Source organism: Mesonia profundi, assembly GCF_031085155.1.
Lineage (GTDB): Bacteria > Bacteroidota > Bacteroidia > Flavobacteriales > Flavobacteriaceae > Mesonia > Mesonia profundi.
In genome coordinates this window covers 1-23,288 of record NZ_JAVHUL010000019.1, presented here as the reverse complement: position 1 = coordinate 23,288, position 23,288 = coordinate 1, and the positions used below count along the sequence as shown (strand labels likewise).

Genomic DNA, 23,288 nt, shown 5'->3' with positions numbered 1-23,288 from the left:
AAGCAGCCCGTATAAAAATACGGGCTGCTTTTTAAAATAATATTAATTCTGCTTTTTATGGCAGTTTATTTGAAGATAATTACTCTATGTGCTTATACTCTTACGTGGCCATCACCAAATACATAATATTTGTTGGTCACCAGTTGCTTAAGTCCCAATGGTCCTCTATGGTGAAGCTTGTCTGTACTAATCGCAAGTTCTGCACCAACTCCCATTTGTCCTCCATCGGTGAAACGGGTAGAAGCATTATGGTAAACCGCAGCGCTATCTACTTGCTCCATAAATTTTTCTGCTTCTGCCTTATTGCTAGTCATAATAGAAGCGGAGTGTCCGCCAGAATATTCGTTGATCATTTCAATCACTTGATCTAATCCGTCCACTTCAGCTAAAAGAATTTTTAAAGCTAAAAACTCTTCATGCCAAACCTCTTTGCCTGCAACTTCTTCTTTATCGCTTAAAACAGACTTGATGTCTTTATCAACAATAATCTCCACGTTAGCATTTTCCAATACCGAAGCTAATTCTTTTACTTTAGCTTCGTAATTAGGAATATTTTTGTCGATAAGTACTTTATCTAAGGCGTTACAACCCGAAATCTTTTCGGTTTTAGCATTAAGAATTACGCTAATAGATTTTGCCCAATCAGCAGTTTTAGAAACATATAAAAAGTTGTTTCCTCTACCACTAATCAACACCGCACATTTGGCGTGTTCTTTTACAAATTGAATCAATCTTTCTCCTCCACGAGGAACAATAAGATCTAAGGGCTCTGTAGGGTTTCTTAAGAATTCTTGCGTTTCTTCTCTGTTGATATGCATTAAGCGAATCCAAGTTTTATCTAAATCATTTTCGGCCAATGCTTCGTGCCAGCATTTTTCTAATACTACATTACTGTGGTAAGCTTCTTTTCCACCTTTTAATAAAATTTTATTATTGGCTTTAAAGGCTAGTACGGCAGCTTCAATCGTGACATCTGGTCTAGATTCGTAAATAATCATAATGGTACCGAAAGGAGCCGTTTTGTTCTGAATATTTAATCCGCTTTCAAGCGTACGATCAGAAATAGTTTTCCCTACAGGATCCTCTTGAGCTTTTACTTCTTTTATCGCCTGAATCATGTCATCCACCTTAGCTTCATTTACGACTAATCTATCGTAAAGTGCTTGATCGTCTCTTTTAAAAGCGTCTAGATCTTTTTTGTTTTCGGCAATGATTTCACTTCTTTTGGCATCGATAATGTTAATCATCGACTGTAATACTTTATTTTTTTTATCTGAATTTAAAAGTTCCATTCTTTATTTTTTTAATTATAAATTTCTTTCCTTCTGCATCTATTTATTCTTCAGAATTGATAAACTCTGTTCCAACATCTTTTCCATCAACAATATCTACAATCACGTTAGGACGTTTCCCGTTGGCGATATAGGTAGGAATGCCTTTGGATGCAGTATATTTTGCAATTTTTAATTTGCTCTCCATTCCGCCTCGACCTTCACCTTCGCCTTTTTCTGAAGCTTGCACGTACTTCTCTACGTTATCATCGGTTTTAACTTGTTCTAATTTTTCCGAGTCATCGTCATCAGGATGACCTGTGTAAAGTCCGTCTGTATCGCTTAAGATAATCAGTTTATCGGCATTCACAAGTTGAGCTACCAAGCTAGCTAGTTCGTCATTATCAGAAAACATAGACATGGTTAAAGAAACCGCATCATCTTCATTGGCGATAGGAATTACACCTTGAGACAATAAACCTTCGTAACAATTGATCATATTTTCTCTATAGGCTCCCGGATCAAAATCTCTTTTGGTCGCTAAAACTTGAGCGCAACGCATTCCGTAATCATGGAAAATACTATAGTAATGTCTCATCATTCTTGGTTGTCCTACTGCAGAATAGACTTGTCTTCTAGAAGAAGGATCTTTAATATCACATTCTCCCAACACCTCTTTTCCTGCAATAGCAGATCCAGATGAGACTAAAACTACCATAATATCTTCCTCATAAAGTACAGAAATCTGTCTTACGAGTTCTTTTAATATAGGTCCTAGAATTCGGTTGTCCTTGTTGGTCATTACATTGGTTCCAACTTTTACTACAACTCTTTTCTTACTCATAACTTCTTGTTTGTATTTATTTATCTGCTTCCCCTAATTCTACTGCTCTATCAAAAGCAGCGTAGGCAGCATCTTTAATTAATTCGTTTACATTATTATCTGCCATAGAATCTAAGGCGGCTCTTGTAGTTCCTCCTTTTGAAGCTACGCGATCCATCCAAGATTGTGGAGAAATGTCTGATTGATTAAATAATTCTACAGCTCCTTCAAAGGTGTTGCTTACCAATACTTTGGAATCGTAGTCTGAGAAGCCCATTTTCTTAGCAGCTTCTAACATGGATTGCATAAAGTAAAATACATAAGCGGGACCACTTCCAGAAATTCCTGTAGAAGCATCAATAAAGTTTTCGGTTTCTACGTGAATGGAAGCTCCTGTAGTATCTAATAAATTTCTAATCATAAGAAGCTCTATACGAGACACTTCTTCAGATTCAGTATAAGAAGTAACTCCTTTCCCTACTTGCGCAGGTAAGTTAGGCATAGTTCTCACTACTTTTTTAACTCCCAAACTGTCTTGAATACTTCCTATAGTTACTCCAGCCATTAGAGAAACGAAAATTTGACCATCATTGATCATCGGTTTCATCTCTTCGAAAAGTGAATCGGCGTGGTAAGGTTTTACTGCGATGAAGACCATGTCAGCTTTTGGAAGACAGTCTTCTAAATTTTCGTAAACATCAAAAGTGCCAGTTTCTCTTAAGCTTGCAATTTTGTTAGGATCAGTATCATAGATTTTAAGCTTTTTGCCACTTAATAAAGGAGATTTTGCCATTCCTTCTGAATAGGTTAATCCCATATTTCCTGCTCCTATTACTAATAATTTCATGTGATTGATTTATAGTTAATTATTTGTCTGCCATATAAGCTGCAACATGCATACAGAAGACCTGATTATTTCTTAAAATATCTAGTTTTTATCAAAATACTAATAATTATGGCTAACAGCCTTCAATTTTGCATTATTTTAATACTATATACTGATATATCTTTATTGCTGAAAATTTCTTAACCTTGCTAAGTACTGCCAAGACGTCTTAAAAGTGAAAGCATGTCAGTTAACAAAACCTTAAAAAAGAATAAAAAAAATAGCCTTAGAGTTTTCTAAGGCTATTTTATATCATAGTGATTTGACTTCTTAATCTTCTTTCTTCGGACTAGGAGAATCTTTTTTGTCTTCTCTTGGTGGTCTTGGTAAAAGCGCTTTTCTAGAAACTTTTTCTTTTCTAGTTTTTGGATCTACTCCAAAATACTTCACATCCAATACGTCTCCCATGTTTAATACATCGGTTACGTTCGTTGTGCGTTCCCAAGCCAATTCAGAAATGTGTAATAAAACTTCATTTCCTGGAGCATCTATGTATTCTACTACCACTCCAAAATCTAAAACTTTAATTACTTTTACTTCGTAAACACTTCCTTTTACTGGTTTAAAGGTGACCGAGTCAATTTTAGCAAGAACTTTATCAATTCCTTCTTGATCTGTTCCTAAAATCTCAATAATTCCTTCTTCAGTCACAGGGTCTTCGTTGATTACGATTGTTGTTCCTGTTTCTTTTTGAAGTTCTTGAATCACTTTTCCTCCAGGTCCAATCATCGCTCCAATAAATTCGTTCGGAACTCTTCGAGTAACCATTTTTGGAGAATGTGGCTTCACATCTTCACGAGGAGCAGCAATCGTATCGGTTAGCTTTTCAAGAATATGAAGTCTTCCGTCTCTTGCTTGCTTTAATGCGGTTACAAGAACCTCATAGCGCAATCCTTTTACTTTTATATCCATCTGGCAAGCGGTAATCCCGTCTGCTGTTCCGGTTACTTTAAAGTCCATATCTCCCAAGTGATCTTCGTCCCCTAAAATATCTGATAGGACAGCATATTTTCCTGAATCTGCATCAGAAATTAATCCCATGGCAATACCAGAAACTGGCTTTATCATTTTGATACCTGCATCCATCATCGCCATAGTCGCGGCACAAACCGTTGCCATAGAAGAAGAACCGTTAGATTCTAATACTTCAGAAACTACACGAACAGTGTAAGGGCAATCGTCTGGCACCATTCCTTTAAGACCACGTTGCGCAAGATTACCGTGACCTACTTCTCTACGAGAGGTTCCACGAATAGGTCTTGCTTCACCCGTACAAAAAGGAGGGAAGTTATAATGAAGGTAAAAATTTTCTTCCCCTTCGTAAGATGGCATGTCTATTTTATTTGCGTCTCTAGAAGTTCCTAAAGTTACCGTAGCTAATGCTTGTGTTTCTCCACGTGTAAAAATAGCAGATCCGTGTACAGAGGGTAAATAATCTATTTCACACCAGATGTCACGTACTTCATTAGTCTTACGACCGTCAAGGCGTAAACCTTCGTTAACCGTAAGGTCTCTAACTGCAGCTTTTTCTGCTTTGCGATAATAATCTGAAACTAAACCACCGTATTCTTCTAATTCTTCTTCAGAGAACGATGCTTTTACTTCCTCTTTAATAGTAGCGAATGCAATTGTACGTTCTTGTTTAGAAGAACCTGCTTTTGCAACGGCATATACTTTATCGTATGCCATATCGTGCACTTTTTTCGCTAAATCTTCATTTTCAACAGCACCTTCATACTCACGTACTTCTTTTCTACCAAAAGCATCAGCTAGACGATGTTGTGCTTCAATTTGAAGTTTGATAGCTTCGTGTGCAAACTTAATGGCTTCAATCATTTCTTCTTCAGAAATCTCTTCCATTTCACCTTCTACCATCATCACAGAATCTGCAGAAGCGCCAATCATCATATCGATGTCAGACTCTGCTAACTGAGCTCTAGTAGGGTTAATGATGAATTCTCCATTTACACGTCCTACTCTTGCTTCAGAAATAGCACATTCAAATGGTAAATCTGATAATTGAATTGCTGCGGAAGCGGCCAAACCTGCCATTGCTTCTGGCATCACATCATCATCGTGAGACATTAACTGAATCATTACTTGCGTTTCAGCAGTATAATCTTTTGGAAATAATGGTCGTAGTACACGATCCACTAAACGCATGGTCAAAACTTCCCCATCACTTGGTCGTGCTTCTCTTTTAAAGAAACCTCCTGGATAACGTCCTGCTGCTGCAAATTTTTCACGGTAATCTACCGTTAAGGGTAAGAATGGTAAGTCTTTTTGTTCGTAGTTAGAAACTACGGTACAAAGCAACATACATTTTCCTGATTGAACAACCACAGAACCGTGTGCTTGTTTAGCTAATTTTCCGGTCTCGATTGAGATTTCTCTTCCATCTCCTAAATCGATGACCTCTTTAAAAACTTGTGGAATCATAATTTTTTTATTCTAAGTTAACAATTGGTCTCCGCCTTACCATGACGGTCTGGGTTGTGTGTGGTGTGTAGTGCAATGATATGACCAATGAAAAACTAATAATGTAGTTTTTTCTTTTTCTCTAGAAAAACCTGTTTTACCAGGAAAAAACAGTAAACTCATCTATACTTTTCGCTTTGTAGCGTAAAAGAGCAATTTTTTAGTCAATGAAAAAAGTTTATACGAGTTCAATATAAAAAAAGGGGCATAAAGCCCCTTGAAAATTATTTTCTTAATCCTAATTCTTTAACGATTTCACGATATCTTACAATATCTTTCTTCATTAAATAATCTAGTAAACTTCTTCTTTTACCTACCAGCATTACTAATGAACGCTCAGAGTTGTAATCTTTTTTATTTGTCTTTAAGTGATCAGAAATATACGCTATTCTTTTAGTAAATAGTGCAATTTGTCCCTCTGTTGAACCGGTATCGTTTTTTCCTTTACCGTGTTTTGCAAATAAATCTTGCTTTTCTTCCTTTGTTAAATACATTCCAATATTATTTCAATGATTATTATGTACAGATAGTTTTTCTATCAAGCGGCAAATATAAGGCTAAAAAATAAATATCCTATTTTAAAACAAGTATTTTTAGTGCTTAACTTGTTGATTCTAATCAATTACTAATTAAAAGTGCTGTGATTGAAGCCAGCTTTAGTTTTACAACGCATTATCTAAAAAAAAATATGGTTTTACATATTCTTAAAAAAAGATTACTTTTGCATCGTGAAAATTAATATTTTACATAGAATTTTATCTTCTGTAGTAGCAGTGCTTATTCTGCTTTCTACCACTTCCTTTACGGTGAAGAAGCATTTTTGCGGTGACGCTCTTATAGATACTACTATCTTTACGGAAGTAAATTCGTGTTGTGAATTGGTAATTTCTACACCTTTGGAGAAATCAGAAATAAAGTCTCCTTCTTGCTGTAAGGATACGTCTAAATTTTTTAAAGGTCAGGATCAATTAATTCTGAAGAATTTTGAGAAGCTTATCTATCCTCAACAGATTTTTTGGATAATACAGGAAAATCCCTATTCAGATTTATTAGAATATCTACCTAAAAATTGTATTCCACACCAATATTATTCTTCTCCCAAAATGCTGACGGATATCCAGCTTCAGCAGCAAGTTTTTTTAATTTAGAACTCTAAGAGGTTTCCTTTGCATCCGCTCTTACAATAGTATGTTATAAATTGCACACGGATTAATTTCCGCGGAAGCGAAATAAAGGAGATACAAAACTTTATTCTTATCAATTTTAATTAAAAAATCAGTTTAAGTTACTTGAAAAAATATTCTTGCTGACTTATATATATCCTCTTAAAAAATGAAAAAATTACTCTATCTGTTTTTTCTCTTTATATTTCCGTTAAGCATGTTCTCACAAGAGAAAGTAGAAGGCATTATCTATGATGAAGGTTCAGGCAACGCTAAGACTCCGTTATTGGGAGCAAATGTATATTGGTTAAACACAGAAGTTGGAACGGTAACCGATTTTGATGGAAAATTTTCTATTCCGTATACAAAAGAATACCAGCAATTAATCATTAGTTATATTGGGTTTAAAGCCGATACCATTGTGGTAACTAATCCTAAAAAGAAAATTAAAGTTTCGCTAGCGCCCAAAAGTAATTTAGATGAGGTGAAAGTGGTTTCTAGAAAAAGAGCCACTTCTAGATCTTATATTGAAGCTAAAAATGTGATCAATGTAAGTAGCGACGAATTGCTAAAAGCGGCCTGTTGTAACTTGTCTGAAAGCTTTGAAACCAATCCTTCCATCGATGTGAATTTTGCCGATGCGATTTCGGGAACCAAGCAAATTAAGATGTTGGGACTCACAAGTCCGTATATTCTTATCGCGATGGAAAATATTCCTAACGTTCGCGGTGCTTCTCAAGCCTACGGACTCACATTTACTCCGGGAACTTGGGTGGAGAGCATTCAAATTACCAAAGGTGCGGGAAGCGTGGTGAATGGTTATGAAAGTATCGCAGGACAAATTAATGCCGAGCTGCAAAAACCAACCAAAGACGATCAATTTTTTCTGAATGTGTATGGTGCAAGTAGCGAGCGCTTAGAATTGAATACACATTACAATACCAAAGTAAGCGATAAGTGGAGTACAGGAATTTATCTTCACGGGAATTCGCATCAAAAAGAACACGATGTAAATCACGATAATTTTCTGGACATGCCTAAGTATCATCAAATAAATGTAATGAATAGATGGCAATATACCGACACTGAAAGTGGGTTTGTAGGCTTTTTTGACGTTCGTTTCTTAGATGATCATAAACAAACGGGAGAAGTAAATTTTGATCCAGATACAGATAAGTTAACCACCAATGCTTGGGGAAGTGAAATTGATACGCAGCGGTATGAATTTTCTGGAAAATTGGGTTATGTAGATCCAGATCTTCCTTGGCGAAGTGCCGGACTTCAATTTGCGGCAAGTAGTCATCAACAAGATTCTTATTTTGGTTTGCGTACCTATAATATTGAGCACAACAGCATTTATTCTAACTTTACCTACAATAGTATTATTGGGGATTCTCGCCATAAAATAAAAACGGGAATTAGTTTTACTTATGATAAGTATGAAGAATTGGTAGAAACTTCTTCTTTTGAGCGTGTAGATAACTCGGTTGGAGCGTTCTTTGAATATAATTTTGATAATCTAGAAGATCTAAATTTTACGGCAGGTATGCGCGTAGATCAGCATAATAGGCTAGGGGTATTTGTGACACCACGGGTTCACGCACGGTATACGCCTTGGGAGAAATCTGCGTTTAGAGCTTCTGTTGGACGTGGAAAGCGTTTAGCCAATATTTTTGCTGAAAACCAGAATCTATTTGCTACCTCTAGAAATATAAATGTGATCGCTTCCGCGGAAGGAGATATTTATGGTTTAGATCCAGAAATTGCGTGGAACTATGGTGTTTCTTACCTGCAGGGTTTTAATTTGTTTAACCGAAAAGCAGACGTTACTTTTGATTTTTATAGAACCGATTTTCAAAACCAAGTGGTGGTTGATTGGGAAAACCCGAATCAGGTTAGTTTCTATAATTTAAAAAATAATAGCTACGCAAATAGCTTTCAAACAGAAGTGAGTTATAATATTCTTGAAGGTTTGGATGCGCGCTTGGCCTATAAATATTACGACGTAAAAACCAAGTACCAAAGCGGTGAAAAGATAAAGCCTCTAACGGCGCAACATCGCTTCTTTGCCAATCTTTCTTATGAAACACCCATTAAGAATAATAGTAAATGGAAATTTGATGTGACCTACAACTGGTTGGGGAAACAACGTTTCCCTTCTACAGAAAGCAATCCAGAAGCTTTTCAAATGCCAGAATATTCTCCTACCGTAGCCACGATGAATGCGCAAATCACCCGAGTGTTTTCTCCGAAATTTGAAATTTATGCTGGCGGAGAAAATATCACCAATGTAAGGCAGAGAAATCCCATTTTGGAAGCCGAAAATCCTTTTGGTTCAAATTTTGATACTACATTTGTGTACGGTCCTATTTTTGGGAGTATGTATTATGCAGGTATAAGGTATAGAATTAACTAATAATCAATTAAAATAAATAAGATGAAAAACCTATTAAGTATAGCTATGATTTTAATGACTACGGTCATTTTTGCACAAAATAGAAATGCCAAAGCTTCTTTTGAAGTAGATGGCGTTTGTAATATGTGTAAAGAACGTATTGAAAAAGCCAGTATAAAAACGAAAGGGGTAAAAAGCGCTAATTGGGATGTCAACACACATCAATTGGATTTAATTTATAATGAAAAGAAAACCAATTTAAACGCTATCAAAGGGAGTGTTCTTGAGGCAGGACACGATTTAGCCAATACTCAAGCGACAGATGAAGCTTATGCTAGCATTCACGATTGCTGTAAGTATCGTGATGAGGAGGTAAAAGACGACCATAAAGATGATAAGACGAAGTAGTAAGAAAAAGTTTTAAAAAAAAACACCTCAAAAAGCAAACTGCTTTTTGGGGTGTTTTTTATTATGGGTTATACCAATTTGAATACGTTATGTCTTATTAGCAAATTGAATGATTTTCAGTAAAAAGGAAACATAAAAGAAACGATTTAATAGCAACATTATCTGTTTAGTTTGTTATTAAACGTAGTTTTCTAAAAAAAAGATGTGATGGTTTACAGAATTTTTTTGTTTTGTTAAATAATTTATTTGAGTAATTTTAACTTTTTTATTCGCTTATGTCTATTTTTTTAGTACTTTAGACGAAGTTTAACTAGGTAAAATTGAATATTATGAAACAGCTTTACCAACCAACCAACCAACCAACCAACCAACCAACCAACCAACCAATTAATTAACCAGAGTAGGGTAAAAGGAGTTTTCTTCTTTATGGCAATATTATTTTGTGGTTTAGTATCTGCGCAATCATTTAATTATAACTGTGGAGTTAGTGAGCAGATAACCTTGAATAAAAATAACTCTTCATGTGATCCTGCTCCGGGCTTTACAGCTTCCATTTTGCAAAGTGATTTAGATACATTTGCTCCTATCAGTTTTAATGTTCAAGTTTGGATTGTCAATAGGAGTGATGGAACCAACGATAGAGATTATAATACTGAGGAAGTTTTACAAGCAATTGACCAATTGAATAGTGATTTTTCTATAGCAAATATTTGTTTAAATTTAATGGGCGTTAATACTATTAATGATGACTACTATTATAATATACCAGGAAATGATCGCTTTAGATTGGATCATCATGTCCAGAATAACAGTAATAATCCAGATTTAATGAAACTTGATGCCATTAATATGTATTTAGTACAAGGTGAATTTCAGGGACAAGCAAGTCGCTCCTACGCCATGACTACAATAAATATAAATGCATTTTTTAATGGTACAGGTATTATTGGTCATGAAATGGGTCATGTATTCGGGCTCTCTCATACACACGCTAGTTGTGAGCATGTAACTCGAAATGTCAATGATCCAAACTATGATGCTCCTTGTACTGGAGATAGAGTAGTAGATACCAACGCAGTACCAAGTTTTACAGGTGATTTTGAAAATTTTAGTGATGGAGTTGACGTGGAAAATCAAACATACATAGGAGCTATTACCAATTGCCATCAAGAAACTTATGATTTAGTAACTTGGCAGGATATCACTAACTTTATGGCGTATTCCAATTGGAATCTTCAAGACCATTTTAGTATTGGACAGGCTATTAGAATGAGAGAATCTATAATTGTTAATAATAGTTACTACAATAATAAGTTTAGCTCTAACACAATTGATATTTATGTAAGAAATTCTACCGATGATGTTGGCGTAGAGCCAGATATCCACTCAAATATGATACTTTGGAGAAGTCCAGATATATGGGTGCGTAACCAAGCTGATGGTTTTGTGGTACAAGAACACGAAAATGCAGAATACGACCCTAATAACCCCGTCTATGTGTACGTAAGGATAAATAATAAAAGTTGTCAAGATTTCGTAGCAACACCTATCGACACTCTAAAATTGCATTGGGCGAAAGCCAGTACTAGTTTAGGATGGCCCACATTATGGGATGGTAGCACTAGTAACCCTACTCTAGGAGCACCTATAAATGCTGTAAATTTACCTAATATTGCGGCAGGTGAGTCAGAAATTGTAGAATTTGAGTGGTATCCTCCCAACCCAGTAGATTTTGAATCAATTAGTAATGATCCTTGGCATTTTTGTTTATTAGCGAGAATACTATCCCCCCAAGATCCTATGAATGTGCCAGAGCAAGCGGGACAAAATAATGCTTATTATAATAATAATATAGCCAATAAGAACATTAGCATTGTAGATCTTAATGAGGATTTAGGGGTAGAACCAGGAGCAACTGTGCTTATTGGTAACCCTGTAAAAACGTATCCAGTTCTTACAGAGTTTGAGTTTTTTCCACCACAAAATGACCCTCATCCAATTTTAGAAGAGGCAGAAGTAATTGTAACCTTAGATGATTATACGTGGAATTTATGGCTTGCTGGTGGTAAGAAAGGTATAGCTGTAAGAGAAGTTAAAGGAGGAGGTAATAAATTACGTATTCTGAGTAAAGAGGCAAAAATAAGTAATATTATGTTTGGAGGAAAAGAGTGGGGAACTATGCACTTAAGTTTTAATTTTCTTACAGAAGAGGTAACTAATAAACCTAACTATTTGTATCACCTAAAACAAATAGAAAGTGAGAGTGGCATAGTTACAGGCGGAGAAAGTTATGAAATCATCCCTAAATTTAATAGGCTTATGTTTATGGCGCAAGTTGATCAAGTAAACAATACAACTAATCAAACTTCCATTTTGCAAGCTACTGCTATCAATGAACCTGCTATCTACAACTGGTATGATGAAGAAGGTAATTTGATGCATTCAGGACAACAGCTTAATGTGAATAGTGCAATAGCGCAAACTTATAAATTAGAAATTATTGCAGAGGCAGATGGGTATAAAGATTACACCAATATATATGCAGATAGTTCATACAAATTGCAAAGTTTAAGTCCTAATCCAGCAAGTAGTCAAGTAACTGTTAATTATCAAACAGCTGGCGCTGACTCTGGTTATATAAGTATTACCTCTACCCAAACAGCAATTAGCAATAACTATATTCTAGATGTAAATGCAGCTTCAGTAAATATAGATGTTTCTGCCTATCCTACAGGTACGTATGTAGTTGCATTAAATTGTAATGGAGAAATTGTCGAAACCAAAAACTTAATCATTCAATAAGATAATTAATTATGAAAATATATATAAGCATTTTAAGTTTCCTTTTTTCATTCGGACTCACTGCGCAAACCACCAATATTCCCGACCAAGTTTTTGAACAGCATCTCATTGATGAGGGGATTGATAGTGATGGCGTGATTAACGGCCAAGTATTAACCAATGATATTAGTGGTGTAGAGAGTTTAGATTTGAGTTGGAAAAATTTGACTGATTTAACAGGAATAGAAGCTTTTCAATCTTTAAAAATTTTAGATATTTCATATTCCTATTTAGATTATTATTCCACTCCACTAGATTTATCAGCCTTAATAAGTTTAGAAGAATTATATATGGATGCAGACAAAGACGATATAAGTTTATTTGTTGGGAGACTATTGCTTAATAATAATCCAAATTTACAAATGATAGAATCTACTGGCAATTGGTCATTAAATTCTATAGATCTAACGGGGAGTGATTTAACTTTAACCAATTTAGAGATTTCTGTATATAGAGACCCAACTGAAACAGGAGATTTATGTATTCAGGTTACCAACCCTAGCCAAGCTGTTGCTGGGCAGGGTAATTATACAAATTGGGTAGTTTGTTGTTTTTATAGCTTTTCAGATGATTGTAATTTAGATATCGATGATTCCAAAAAAGTGATGGTAAGTTTATACCCCAACCCTGTAGAAAATACATTTCAAATAACAACTTCAGAGGAGATAAGAAGCGTGAGTGTATTTTCTGTGGCAGGAAGAGAAGTAGCAAATTTTAATTCGCAACAAGATTATGATATTTCGCAACTCTCTACTGGAATGTATTTTGTAAAAATACAAAGCACTAAAGGAGAAAAAGTACAGCGAATTGTTAAACGTTAATAGAAGTCAATCTAACTTTAAAAAAAAAGCGACCTTTTGGTCGCTTTTTTTATGCTCGTACTTCTTGATTTAGAATTAAGTCTAAGTATAAATTCACTTTGTTTTTAAGTTCTTTTCGCGGCGTGATAAAATCTAAAAACCCGTGTTCTTTTAAAAATTCTGCGGTTTGGAAACCTTCAGGTAATTCTTTTCCTGTGGTGTCTCTTACCACTCGTGGTCCTGCAAAACCAATTAATGCACCAGGTTCAGAAATATTGATATCACCTAACATCGCATAAGATGCGGTTGTTCCTCCTGTTGTAGGATCTGTACAAAGAGAAATGTAAGGGATATTAGCTTCGGCTAATTGCGCCAATTTAACCGATGTTTTTGCCAATTGCATTAAAGACAATACCGCTTCTTGCATTCTCGCTCCTCCAGATTTGGAGATAATCATTAACGGAATGTTTTTCTTTAAAGAATGCTCTGCAGCACGAGCAATTTTTTCACCTACAACAGACCCCATAGAACCTCCAATAAAACTAAAGTCCATACACGCAATGACGATGTCTCTTCCTTTAGATTTTCCTACCCCAACGCGAATGGCATCTTTAAGATTCGTTTTTTCTTCTGCTTCTTTAATACGATCTGGATACGTCTTTTTGTCCTCAAATTTTAAAGGATCTTTAGACGTTAAATTCTTATCTAATTCTTTGAATTTATTGTCGTCAAATAAAATTTGGAAGTATTCATTACTTCCAATTCTTACGTGATAACCGTCTTCTGGACTTACGTAGAAGTTCTTCTCCAGCTGCTCTGCATCTACAATCTTTCCCGTAGGAGATTTATACCACAATCCTTTAGGCACGTCTTTCTTATCTTCCGTCGCCGTTTGGATTCCTTTTTTTGTTCTTTTAAACCAAGCCATAGGGTTGCTAAATTAGGTTTTGTAAAAGTTAAATTTATTTGTTTAACGTATGTACGTTATTTAAATCTTCAAATGCTTTTTTAAGTCGGTTTTTGAAAGTGATTTCACCTTCTCTTAACCATTTTCTTGGATCGTAATATTTCTTATTAGGAATGTCGTTTCCGTCAGGGTTTCCTATTTGAGCTTTCAAGTAGTCCTGTTTAGATAAAATATAATCGCGAACTCCTTCCGTAAAGGCATATTGTAAATCGGTATCAATATTCATTTTAATCACACCGTATCCAATAGCTTCTCTAATTTCTTCTAAGGTAGAACCACTCCCGCCGTGAAATACAAAGTCGATATGATTTTCTTCTACCTTATATTTTTTGGTAATGTATTCTTGAGAGTTTTTAAGAATCTTTGGCGTTAATTTTACGTTTCCTGGCTTGTAAACTCCGTGTACGTTTCCAAAAGCGGCAGCAATCGTAAATTGATCACTTATTTTGCTTAGTTCTTCATAAGCGTAAGCCACTTCTTCTGGTTGGGTATAAAGTTTGGAAGAATCTACATCGGTATTATCTACGCCATCTTCTTCTCCTCCTGTGATTCCTAGTTCAATCTCTAAGGTCATTCCCATTTTGCTCATTCTGGCAAGGTATTCCTTACAAATTTCGATGTTCTCTTCAATAGGCTCTTCACTTAAGTCAATCATATGAGAACTATAAAGCGGTTTTCCATGAACTTTATAAAATTCTTCTCCTGCATCTAAAAGTCCGTCAATCCAAGGCAATAATTTTTTTGCACAATGATCAGTATGTAATATCACGGTTGCACCGTAAGCTTTCGCAAGATCGTGAATATGTTTTGCTCCAGAAACGCCTCCTAGGATGGCGGCTTGATGGTTTTCGTTAGAAAGACCTTTTCCTGCATTAAAAACGGCACCTCCATTAGAAAACTGAATAATCACTGGCGCATTTAATTCTGCAGCGGTTTCCATAACGGTATTCACCGTATTAGAACCTACCACATTTACGGCTGGTAAAGCATAAGCGTGTTTTTTAGCATGGTTAAAAATCTCTTGAACTTCTTTCCCTGTGGCGACTCCAGATTTTATATTGTGACTCATAGTTGTAATATGCGTTAAATAGTTGTGGTGACAAAATTAGTAAAATAAAACTGCTTAGAAAGGATAATTAATCCCAACATTATAAACCGCATTTGAAAAGTTGTAATCTCTTAGCCATTTTTTTTGCTCTAAAGCGGGGTTGTAGGTTTTTAAACCTACATCAAAACGAATCACGAAAAAGTCTAAATCGTAACGCAATCCTATCCCTGAACTTACCGAAAGTTCCTCTAAATCTTTTAGAGAACTAAACCGCGCCGCTTCGTCTTTTACATTGTCTAAGGCATTCCAAATGTTCCCTACATCTATAAATAGAGCACTGTTTAAAGCTCCAAAGAGATTAAAACGATACTCAAAATTAAAGGTGATTTTCATATTGGCTTCGTTAAACTCGTTAACGCCACCCGTACTACCTGGACCTAGATCATAAGCCTGCCACCCTCTATTGTCATTGGCGCCACCTGCAAAAAAGCTTCGAGCGAAAGGGATGCTGTTCGAGTTTCCATAAGGAACCGCCAATCCGCCAAGTGCGCGTACAGCAATAATATTTTTATTTCCTAAATCCCAGTGTTTGATAAAATCAACTTCCCCTTTTAGGTATTGAGAAAATTGAACTCCGAATAAATTATATTTCCCTACTTTATTTTCTTTTACTTTTAAAATACTAGAGGCGAGTGCTAAGGTGTTTCCTGAAGCTTCCAACTTGAACCTAAACTGTGTAAATTCATTATCGTAAATATTATCTCGGGTATTTTTTATATAATTAAAGCTCGTGGCGAGGATTAAGTTGTCTTCCGTTAAGCGTTCTTTTCGTTCAATAATATTTCGGGCTTCTCTTCGTTCATCAGTAGGGAGAATCAGATTACTGTTATTAATGTCATTTATAAACCCATTGACGCCTTGTGGAATAATTAAATCTGGGACACCAGTTTCTCCTTCAGGAATTTCATTAAAATATTCAGGATTAAGTTGACTGATGTTATTTTGCGCAATTTCATTTAACGAGCTAAACGAGTTTCTATACACGTTAAAATAATTCCCCGTGTTGAGGTTCCTAACGTATTGTAGGTCGAGAAGGTTGAGTTTGTGCGTTAATTCCTCATCGGGATACCAACGATAGGCAAACTTACCAGTCACGTTTTGCTTATCTAAACCAATGTTTTGCTGTGAGCTCATCCCTAAACTTACTGTGGTAAACGGAGACATGGATTTAGGAATAATTTTTTCGGTATTGATAAATGGAAAAGCAATTTTTGGAAAAGTAAGGCTTAAATCTCCTCCAATTTCTGAGATATTAAAAAAGCGATCTTCACTTTCGGCAGCGTCTTTGGAGGAACCAATACTTCCTCTTCCCGAAATTTCTAAATTTTCTGCGCCTTTAAAAACATTTCTAATGAGCAGTGAACCTCCAAACCCGATTCCGAAATCCTGAATATTACTTCGAGAAACATCAAAATTATAGGTGACTCCAAACTTGGGTTTAGGCGTTAAAAACACATTACTAATCAACTTTGTTCCGGTTGTATCTTCTGGATCTGGAATGTATTGTATGTTGGGGTACTTAAATTGTCCCAGCTCATTCATTCTTTTAAAAGTACGAGAACGATCCAAATCCCGATACACTTCTCCTTGCTTAATAAAAACAGCATCAGAGATGGCCTTAGGTCTGTATTTTAATTTCTCAAAACTATAAATATCATAGCCCTTGAAGCTGGTAGAATCGGTGATGGGCTTATTTCTATTATCATAATTATAATCTGGAAAAATATTCACTTTACTGATGTAGTGAACTTTATAGGGCACAGAATAGGTAGAGTCCAAACGCGTTACTTCTCGGTTGGCAATTACGATATCTACATTCGCTTTATGCTTGGTGTCAAGCGTATCAGCATCAAAAGTGATGTATTCTTTTTCAAAATGGAATAAACCGTTATTTCTAAACTGGGTGGTAATGCGTTCCCGCTCTTCTTCAAAATCTTCGGTTTTAAATTGCTTTCCTTCTTTTACGGTAGCTTCGTTTTCTCTTAATTGGTATAAAGAATCGGCTACGGGAGATTTTATTCTTTTGGTAATCGAATCTACGAGATAAGCTTGATGCGGGGTAACGTAATATTCAACTTCGGCGCGTTTATTATCATTTTTGATAATTTTATAATCGGTTTCTACATTAAACCAACCATTATTCCAATACCAAGCTTTTAATCGGTTGGCAGATTTTTTGGTCTTTAGTTCGCTAACAATGGTGGGTTCTTGTCCAGTTTCTTCCAAAAACTCATTGAAAGAAATATAGGCTCTACGCATTCTTCTAACTTGTTTGTCAGAATAAATGTTTTTTAAACGAGCTCTTCTTTTTTCTTTTTTGTCTAGCCAACGGGTGAAGCTGCTGTCTGGAGTGGGGTCTGCTAGATTATAAATATGTAACCTTAACGGAATACGTAAAAGCTTTACATTAGGCTCTTGGTACAACTGGTTGTATATTTGTCGCGTAGAAATGTGCTCATCATTTACTAAAATATTATTTTTGGTTAGTAAATGCTGATTGTCTTTTACTCGTTTTACCGGGCTACACCCTGCAATTAAAAGTACCAGAAGTAAGAATGTTATTTTTGCAGGTACAGCTTTCAAAAAAAATAATTTAGGTTCAAAAATACGTCAATTTATGCTTAGCAAAAGCCAAATAAAGTTAATAAACAGTCTATCTCAAAAGAAATATCGAAATAAAAACAGATTGTTTGTAGCCGAAGGGGTGAAAGTTATCAAAGAACTTCTTAACTCTTCCTACGAACTTCATATGCTTTTTGCCGAAGTGGATTTATTCTTTGCTCCTAAAGATAAGTTTACTTTGGTGACTCCGCAAGAACTGAAGAAAATTACGAAGCTAAGTTCTTCACAATCTGCTTTGGCCTTGTTTGAAATTCCGGAAACGGAAGAAAAACCTCTTAAAAATCTTGTGGTAGCCTTAGACGGCGTAAGGGATCCTGGGAATTTAGGAACCATCATTAGGCTTTGCGATTGGTTTGGGGTGAAACAATTGTTGTGCTCTAAAGATACGGTAGATTGTTATAATGAAAAAGTAGTGCAGGCAACGATGGGTTCTTTGACGAGGGTGAATATCGCTTACGCGGATTTATATGAAACGCTGAAAGAAACCGATTTACCTGTTTTTGCAACTTTTATGGACGGAGAAAGTGTTTATAAAACTTCGTTCCCGTCAAGCGGAATTTTAGTTCTAGGCAATGAAGCTAACGGGATTTCTTCTAGCATCGCAACTTTGGCGCAACAGAAAATAAGTATACCTCAATTCGGGCAAAATCAATCTACTGAAAGTTTAAATGTAGCTACCGCTACTGCTATTTTATTAAACGAGTGGAGAAGGGGTTAACTTATTGAAAGGTGAAATTGATAAAGACTCCTCTAGATTGCATACTGTTAATGTTTCCGGTGTAGGCGCTGTTAGGATCATCATCCTTTTTTAGTTCATCGCTCATCGCAAAAATACCTCGTATGGAAGGCGTAAACTTAAAGTAAGGAAGGTATAAATCTACACCAAACCCAACCTCAAAATAGTTGGTGTTGTTGATCATCCTAAATTCTCCCGCATTGTTATCATCGGGATTTTTCTCATTACTCGATAAGTTGATAGACGTAGAAATCCCAGCCACCACAAAGGGTTTAAAGTTGTTTAATCGCTTGGTAGAAAATTTTACCAGAAGTGGAATATGAACATACGTAGATTTTACCTCCCTAAAATTATCTTCGGGAATATCTGGAAAAGTTAAATTTCTATTGGCAAAAACAACTCCGGGTTCTAGTCTTAAGTCGATATAATCATTAATTCTAAGGTTCCCCAAAAGCCCCACATTAAAACCAATGTTTTTTTCTACAATCACATCTGAAGCTCCTTCCTCATAATCAAATTTGAAATCATAGGAGTTAAAGCCTAGGAAATAACCCCAAGACCAGCGTTGTTTGTCAAAATTCTCTTTGTTCTTTATCTTCTCCTTACTAAAAAGCCACTGAGCCTCTGTAGTTTGAAATGCCATAAAAAAGATAAATAGAAAAAATACTTTCTTCATAAACTTATTTTGATGCCGTATAAATCGTTGCCACTCCCATAGTTTGTGGAAGATGTTTCACTTGTGTAAACCCAATTTTTGATAAAATATTGTTGAATTTTTCTCCAAATGGGAAAACGGCAGCACTATCGCTTAAATATTTATAAGCCACTTTGTCTTTAGAGAAGAGTTTTCCAATGGTAGGTAAGATAAATCTGCAATGAAAACGGTAGCCTTGTTTAAAAGGAAATTTGGTAGGAACAGAAGTTTCTAGAATTACAAAAACACCTTCGGGTTTCAAGACTCTTAAAATTTCTTTTAATCCATTTTCTAGGGTTTCAAAGTTGCGCACTCCAAAAGCAACGGTAATGGCATCAAAAGAATCGTTTTCAAAAGGCAAGGCTTCAGAGTCCCCTTGAATCATTTCAATCACCTTGTCCAATTTTTTATCGGCTATTTTTTTACGACCTACACTTAGCATTCCGTCAGAAAGATCTAAGCCAATTACTTTGGGTATGCCCGCTTCCGCTAAGCTAATAGCCAAATCGCCAGTTCCTGTTGCGATGTCTAAAGCATTCTGCGGTTGGGTTTGCTTTACAAAATCGATCACCTTTTTTCTCCAAGAAGTATCAATTCCAAAAGAAATGACGCGGTTAAGTCCGTCATAATTTTCTGAAATTGTGTCGAACATCTGTTCCACTTGCTTCTTTTTACCAAGCTCTGAGTCTTTGTAGGGTGTAACTTTCTTAGACATCTTTGTTTTTTTTGTCAAAGATAAGTTTTATGCTTTAATATTACTTTAAAGCTTTGAAAAATTGCTTGGGTGGATTTTATCAAATCTTTTTAAAAAGACTTACCTTTGTTCAGCCAAAATTTCACTTTATATGAAGATTATTATTGCTGGTGCGGGAGAAGTTGGTTTTCATTTAGCAAAACTACTTTCTTTCGAGTCGCAGGATATCACTTTAATAGATAATGACAAAGTTAATCTAGCGTATGCAGATACGCACCTAGATATTAGGACAGTAAAAGGAGATGCCACTTCAATAAAGATTCTTAAAGAAGCGCAAATAAAAGGAGCAGACCTGGTTGTGAGTGTAACCAGCAGTGAAACGACCAACATTACTGTTTGCGTATTGGCCAAGCAGTTGGGTGCCAAAAGAACTATTGCCAGAATATCCAACACCGAGTTTATTGAAGATAAAGATGAGCTTGGGTTTGTACAGTTTGGAATCGATGAGCTTATTTCTCCAGAAGCTCTTGCCGCGAAAGAAATAGAATTGCTCATCAACCAATCTGCATTTAATGAGAACTTTCAATTTGATGAAGGTGCTCTTTCTATGATTGGATTTAAACTTTCTAAAAATGCTCCTTTTGTAGGGAAAAGTGTTCAAGATGCGGCTTTAATTTTCCCTAGTTTACGATTTGTACCTATTGCCATCCAGCGATTTGGGACGCAATACACGCTTATCCCTAGAGGAGATACGCAGTTTAAAGAAGGAGATCAAGTATTTTTTATCACTACGGCAGATGGCGAACAAGAACTGTATAAACTTACAGGGAAAGTAAAACAAGAAATTAAAAACATTATGATCCTTGGCGGAAGTAAAATTGGAGCGCAAACCTCTCAAGTGCTTAGTGACGCTAAATTTAATGTAAAATTGGTAGAAAAAGACCACGACAAAGCTTTTGAGCTGGCAGATGAAATGTCTAAAGTGCTCGTGATTAATGGCGACGGAAGAAATGTAGGGATTCTTGAAGAAGAGAATATTCATGATATGGATGCGTTTATTGCCGTGACCGGAAATTCAGAAACCAATATCATGTCTTGCTTAGTGGCAAAATCTAAAGGCGTAAAAAAAACCATCGCCTTGGTAGAAAATATGGATTATTTTCAGCTGAGTCATTCCATAGGGATCAATACCTTGATTAATAAAAAGCTCTTAGCAGCAAATAATATTTTTAGATACGTAAGAAAAGGAGAAGTGGTAGCAATGACCAAACTCAATAATATGAATGCGGAGTTGCTAGAATTTATTGTACGTCCTAATTCTAAGGTATGCGATAAAAAAATTGTAGATATAGATTTGCCGCGTTCGGCTATTGTGGGTGGCGTGGTAAGGCAAGGAGAAGGGATTATTGCTTTGGGAGATTTTTTGATAAAAGAAGGCGATCGCGTAGTGATTTGTTGCTTGCCTAGATCCATCCATAAGGTAGAAAAACTATTTTCCTAATGCCAAAACTTAACCTTAAGATTATTATTCATATTATGGGGCTTTTGTTGCTGTGCAACGGAGGTTTCATGATGCTAGCGACATTGGTAAGTTGGTATTATGAAGATGGCGTAACCGTACAGATTGCGGCAGCATCTATTACGACTATGCTAATTGGCGTTTTGCTGATGTTTTTTACCCGCGATTACCGCAAGGAAATGAAGCAACGCGAAGGTTATATTATTGTGACTTTCGGGTGGATTTTTATGGCTTTTAGCGGAATGCTGCCTTACTTATTTACCGAATCGATTCCCACCATTACCAATGCTTTCTTTGAAACCATGTCTGGTTATACCACTACGGGAGCTACTATTTTAAATGATATTGAAGTGATCCCCAAAGGGGTTTTAATATGGCGAAGTTTAACGCATTGGATTGGCGGAATGGGGATTATTGTACTCGCCGTAGCTATTTTACCCTTATTGGGAATTGGAGGAATGCAGCTTTTTGCCGCCGAAGCTCCGGGTCCCAGCGCCGATAAACTCAAACCTCGCATCACCGATACTGCGAAACGTTTATGGTTTATTTATGTAGGCTACACTGTAGCCGAAACCATCTTGCTTAAAGTTGCTGGAATGAGCATGTTTGATGCAGCTAACCACGCTTTGAGTACGCTTTCTACTGGAGGTTTTTCTACCAAAAACGCCAGTGTTGCCTATTGGAATCACAAACCTCTTATTCAGTACATTATCATTGCGTTTATGTTCTTGGCAGGAATGAACTTTGTGATGAGTTACTTCGCTTTTAAAGGCAGAATACAGCGTATTTTACACGATGAAGAATTTAAATGGTATGTAATATTTGTGAGTTCTTTTGCGGTAATCGCAGCCTTGCTTATTTATTTCTATGCAGATGTTGGCTTGTCTTCCATCGAGCATCCTATGGTTTGGGGACAAGGAGAAAGTGCATTTAGGCACGCCTTGTTTCAGGTATTGTCTGTGATTACCACTACAGGATTTGTTAGTGCAGATTACACTATGTGGACGCCTTTTTTGACCATTTTCTTTTTTGGGATGTTTTTCTTGGGAGGATCTGCGGGATCTACTTCGGGAGGGGTGAAAGTGGTGCGTCACATTATTATGATTCGTAACGGGATCACCGAATTTAAGAGAACCTTGCATCCCAACGCTATTTTACCGGTTCGCTATAACGGAAAAAGCATCCAAGGAAAGATTGTTTTTAATATTCTGGGATTTTTTATTCTGTATATGCTGGCATTTATTATTGGTGCCATTGGCCTGGCTTCTTTAGGCTTAGATTTCTCTACCGCCATAGGAGGTGCCGCTTCTTCCTTAGGAAATATAGGTCCGGCGTTTGGTGCTTTAAGTCCTGTTAATAATTATGACGTCTTGCCTGCTGCCGGAAAATGGTGGTGTGCATTTTTAATGCTTATTGGGCGTTTAGAGCTTTTTACCGTACTTATCATTTTAACGCCTTTCTTTTGGAGAAATAGGTGAGAAAAGAATATAGAGAATAGAGAATAGAAAATAGACCAATGTGAGAGTGAAAAGTGTAAAATTCAGTATTGAGTATTCAGTAATGAGTATTGAGTATTGAGTATTGAGTGATGAGTAATGTGTGAAAAAAAATCAAAAATCCACAATCGTTAATCTTCAATCGTTAATCTAAAGACTTTCTTCTTCAGAATAACAACTAATAAAAGAACTGTCATTCAGAGCGAATGCAATGAAGTCCCGACTGTCACTTTGTAAAGTGGAAAGATAAAAACTAAAAGCTAAAAATTCAGTATTCAGTATTCAGTATTCGGTGTTCAGTATTCAGTATGTGTGCTTCCCTAAATAGAGTTGACCGTTTTGGTTAATATACTAATTTATTTTTATCATAATTCTATCGGACAATTA

At 36.0% G+C, this 23,288-nt stretch carries 18 protein-coding genes; 8 read left to right on the top strand and 10 right to left on the bottom strand.

The genetic code is table 11. The features are described 5' to 3' along the window. Positions 1-92 precede the first annotated feature (92 nt). From RBU60_RS08430 to rpsO, 5 genes are all read right to left on the bottom strand, one after another. Complete coding sequence (locus RBU60_RS08430) at positions 93-1,292, bottom strand: glutamate-5-semialdehyde dehydrogenase (RefSeq protein WP_308864395.1); 1,200 nt, start codon at positions 1,290-1,292, stop codon at positions 93-95. 43 nt (positions 1,293-1,335) lie between these two features. Continuing rightward, the gene (gene proB / locus RBU60_RS08425) at positions 1,336-2,115 is read right to left on the bottom strand and encodes a glutamate 5-kinase (RefSeq protein ID WP_308864394.1); all 780 of its coding nucleotides are present in this window, start codon (positions 2,113-2,115) and stop codon (positions 1,336-1,338) included. A gap of 16 nt (positions 2,116-2,131) precedes the next feature. Continuing rightward, positions 2,132-2,941 (bottom strand): pyrroline-5-carboxylate reductase, encoded by an 810-nt coding sequence (gene proC / locus RBU60_RS08420; RefSeq protein ID WP_308864392.1) that lies wholly within the window; start codon positions 2,939-2,941, stop codon positions 2,132-2,134. A 309-nt stretch (positions 2,942-3,250) separates the two neighbouring features. Continuing rightward, on the bottom strand, positions 3,251-5,419 hold the full coding sequence (locus RBU60_RS08415; protein ID WP_308864391.1) for a polyribonucleotide nucleotidyltransferase: 2,169 nt from the start codon (positions 5,417-5,419) through the stop codon (positions 3,251-3,253). A 263-nt stretch (positions 5,420-5,682) separates the two neighbouring features. Next, positions 5,683-5,952 carry a 30S ribosomal protein S15 gene (gene rpsO / locus RBU60_RS08410; protein WP_308864389.1) on the bottom strand — a complete coding sequence of 90 codons (270 nt, stop codon included), beginning with the start codon at positions 5,950-5,952 and terminating at the stop codon, positions 5,683-5,685. A 234-nt stretch (positions 5,953-6,186) separates the two neighbouring features. Between rpsO and RBU60_RS08405 the strand changes: the two genes are divergently transcribed. From RBU60_RS08405 to RBU60_RS08385, 5 genes are all read left to right on the top strand, one after another. Further along, positions 6,187-6,606, top strand: a complete 420-nt coding sequence (locus RBU60_RS08405) for an HYC_CC_PP family protein (RefSeq protein WP_308864387.1) — start codon at positions 6,187-6,189, stop codon at positions 6,604-6,606. A 184-nt stretch (positions 6,607-6,790) separates the two neighbouring features. Continuing rightward, positions 6,791-9,037, top strand: a complete 2,247-nt coding sequence (locus RBU60_RS08400) for a TonB-dependent receptor (protein ID WP_308864385.1) — start codon at positions 6,791-6,793, stop codon at positions 9,035-9,037. A 21-nt stretch (positions 9,038-9,058) separates the two neighbouring features. Further along, positions 9,059-9,424 carry a heavy-metal-associated domain-containing protein gene (locus RBU60_RS08395; protein ID WP_308864383.1) on the top strand — a complete coding sequence of 122 codons (366 nt, stop codon included), beginning with the start codon at positions 9,059-9,061 and terminating at the stop codon, positions 9,422-9,424. Between the two features lie 849 nt (positions 9,425-10,273). Next, positions 10,274-12,226, top strand: a complete 1,953-nt coding sequence (locus tag RBU60_RS08390; protein WP_308864381.1) for a T9SS type A sorting domain-containing protein — start codon at positions 10,274-10,276, stop codon at positions 12,224-12,226. Positions 12,227-12,237: 11 nt separating this feature from the next. Then, positions 12,238-13,086, top strand: coding sequence for a T9SS type A sorting domain-containing protein (locus RBU60_RS08385; protein WP_308864380.1), 849 nt, complete (start codon positions 12,238-12,240; stop codon positions 13,084-13,086). Between the two features lie 49 nt (positions 13,087-13,135). Here the strand turns inward: RBU60_RS08385 and accD are convergent, their stop codons facing one another. Genes accD through tamL form a run of 3 tightly spaced genes read right to left on the bottom strand, consistent with a single transcriptional unit; the run spans position 13,136 to position 17,723 of the window. Next, positions 13,136-13,993, bottom strand: coding sequence for an acetyl-CoA carboxylase, carboxyltransferase subunit beta (accD, locus tag RBU60_RS08380; protein WP_308864378.1), 858 nt, complete (start codon positions 13,991-13,993; stop codon positions 13,136-13,138). Between the two features lie 34 nt (positions 13,994-14,027). Next, positions 14,028-15,101, bottom strand: a complete 1,074-nt coding sequence (gene fbaA / locus RBU60_RS08375; RefSeq protein ID WP_308864377.1) for a class II fructose-bisphosphate aldolase — start codon at positions 15,099-15,101, stop codon at positions 14,028-14,030. Positions 15,102-15,155: 54 nt separating this feature from the next. Continuing rightward, positions 15,156-17,723: a translocation and assembly module lipoprotein TamL gene (tamL, locus tag RBU60_RS08370; RefSeq protein ID WP_308864376.1), complete on the bottom strand. Its 2,568-nt coding sequence runs from the start codon at positions 17,721-17,723 to the stop codon at positions 15,156-15,158. Between the two features lie 34 nt (positions 17,724-17,757). On the opposite strand from tamL, the gene RBU60_RS08365 reads away from it, so the two are divergent. Next, a complete protein-coding gene (locus tag RBU60_RS08365) occupies positions 17,758-18,480 on the top strand; it encodes a TrmH family RNA methyltransferase (protein ID WP_308864375.1) in 723 nt (240 codons plus the stop codon). A 1-nt stretch (position 18,481) separates the two neighbouring features. Here RBU60_RS08365 and porT read toward each other — a convergent pair whose 3' ends face one another. Together porT and ubiE are read right to left on the bottom strand one after the other, a co-directional pair. Beyond that, entirely contained in the window at positions 18,482-19,174 is a 693-nt protein-coding gene (gene porT, locus RBU60_RS08360) for a type IX secretion/gliding motility protein PorT/SprT (RefSeq protein ID WP_308864373.1), read from the bottom strand. A gap of 4 nt (positions 19,175-19,178) precedes the next feature. Beyond that, positions 19,179-19,907 carry a bifunctional demethylmenaquinone methyltransferase/2-methoxy-6-polyprenyl-1,4-benzoquinol methylase UbiE gene (gene ubiE, locus RBU60_RS08355; RefSeq protein ID WP_308864371.1) on the bottom strand — a complete coding sequence of 243 codons (729 nt, stop codon included), beginning with the start codon at positions 19,905-19,907 and terminating at the stop codon, positions 19,179-19,181. Between the two features lie 130 nt (positions 19,908-20,037). On the opposite strand from ubiE, the gene trkA reads away from it, so the two are divergent. Continuing rightward, positions 20,038-21,387 carry a Trk system potassium transporter TrkA gene (gene trkA, locus RBU60_RS08350; RefSeq protein ID WP_308864369.1) on the top strand — a complete coding sequence of 450 codons (1,350 nt, stop codon included), beginning with the start codon at positions 20,038-20,040 and terminating at the stop codon, positions 21,385-21,387. Continuing rightward, positions 21,387-22,883 (top strand): TrkH family potassium uptake protein, encoded by a 1,497-nt coding sequence (locus RBU60_RS08345; RefSeq protein WP_308864368.1) that lies wholly within the window; start codon positions 21,387-21,389, stop codon positions 22,881-22,883. The genes trkA and RBU60_RS08345 overlap by 1 nt, the downstream gene beginning before the upstream one ends. Positions 22,884-23,288 lie beyond the last annotated feature (405 nt).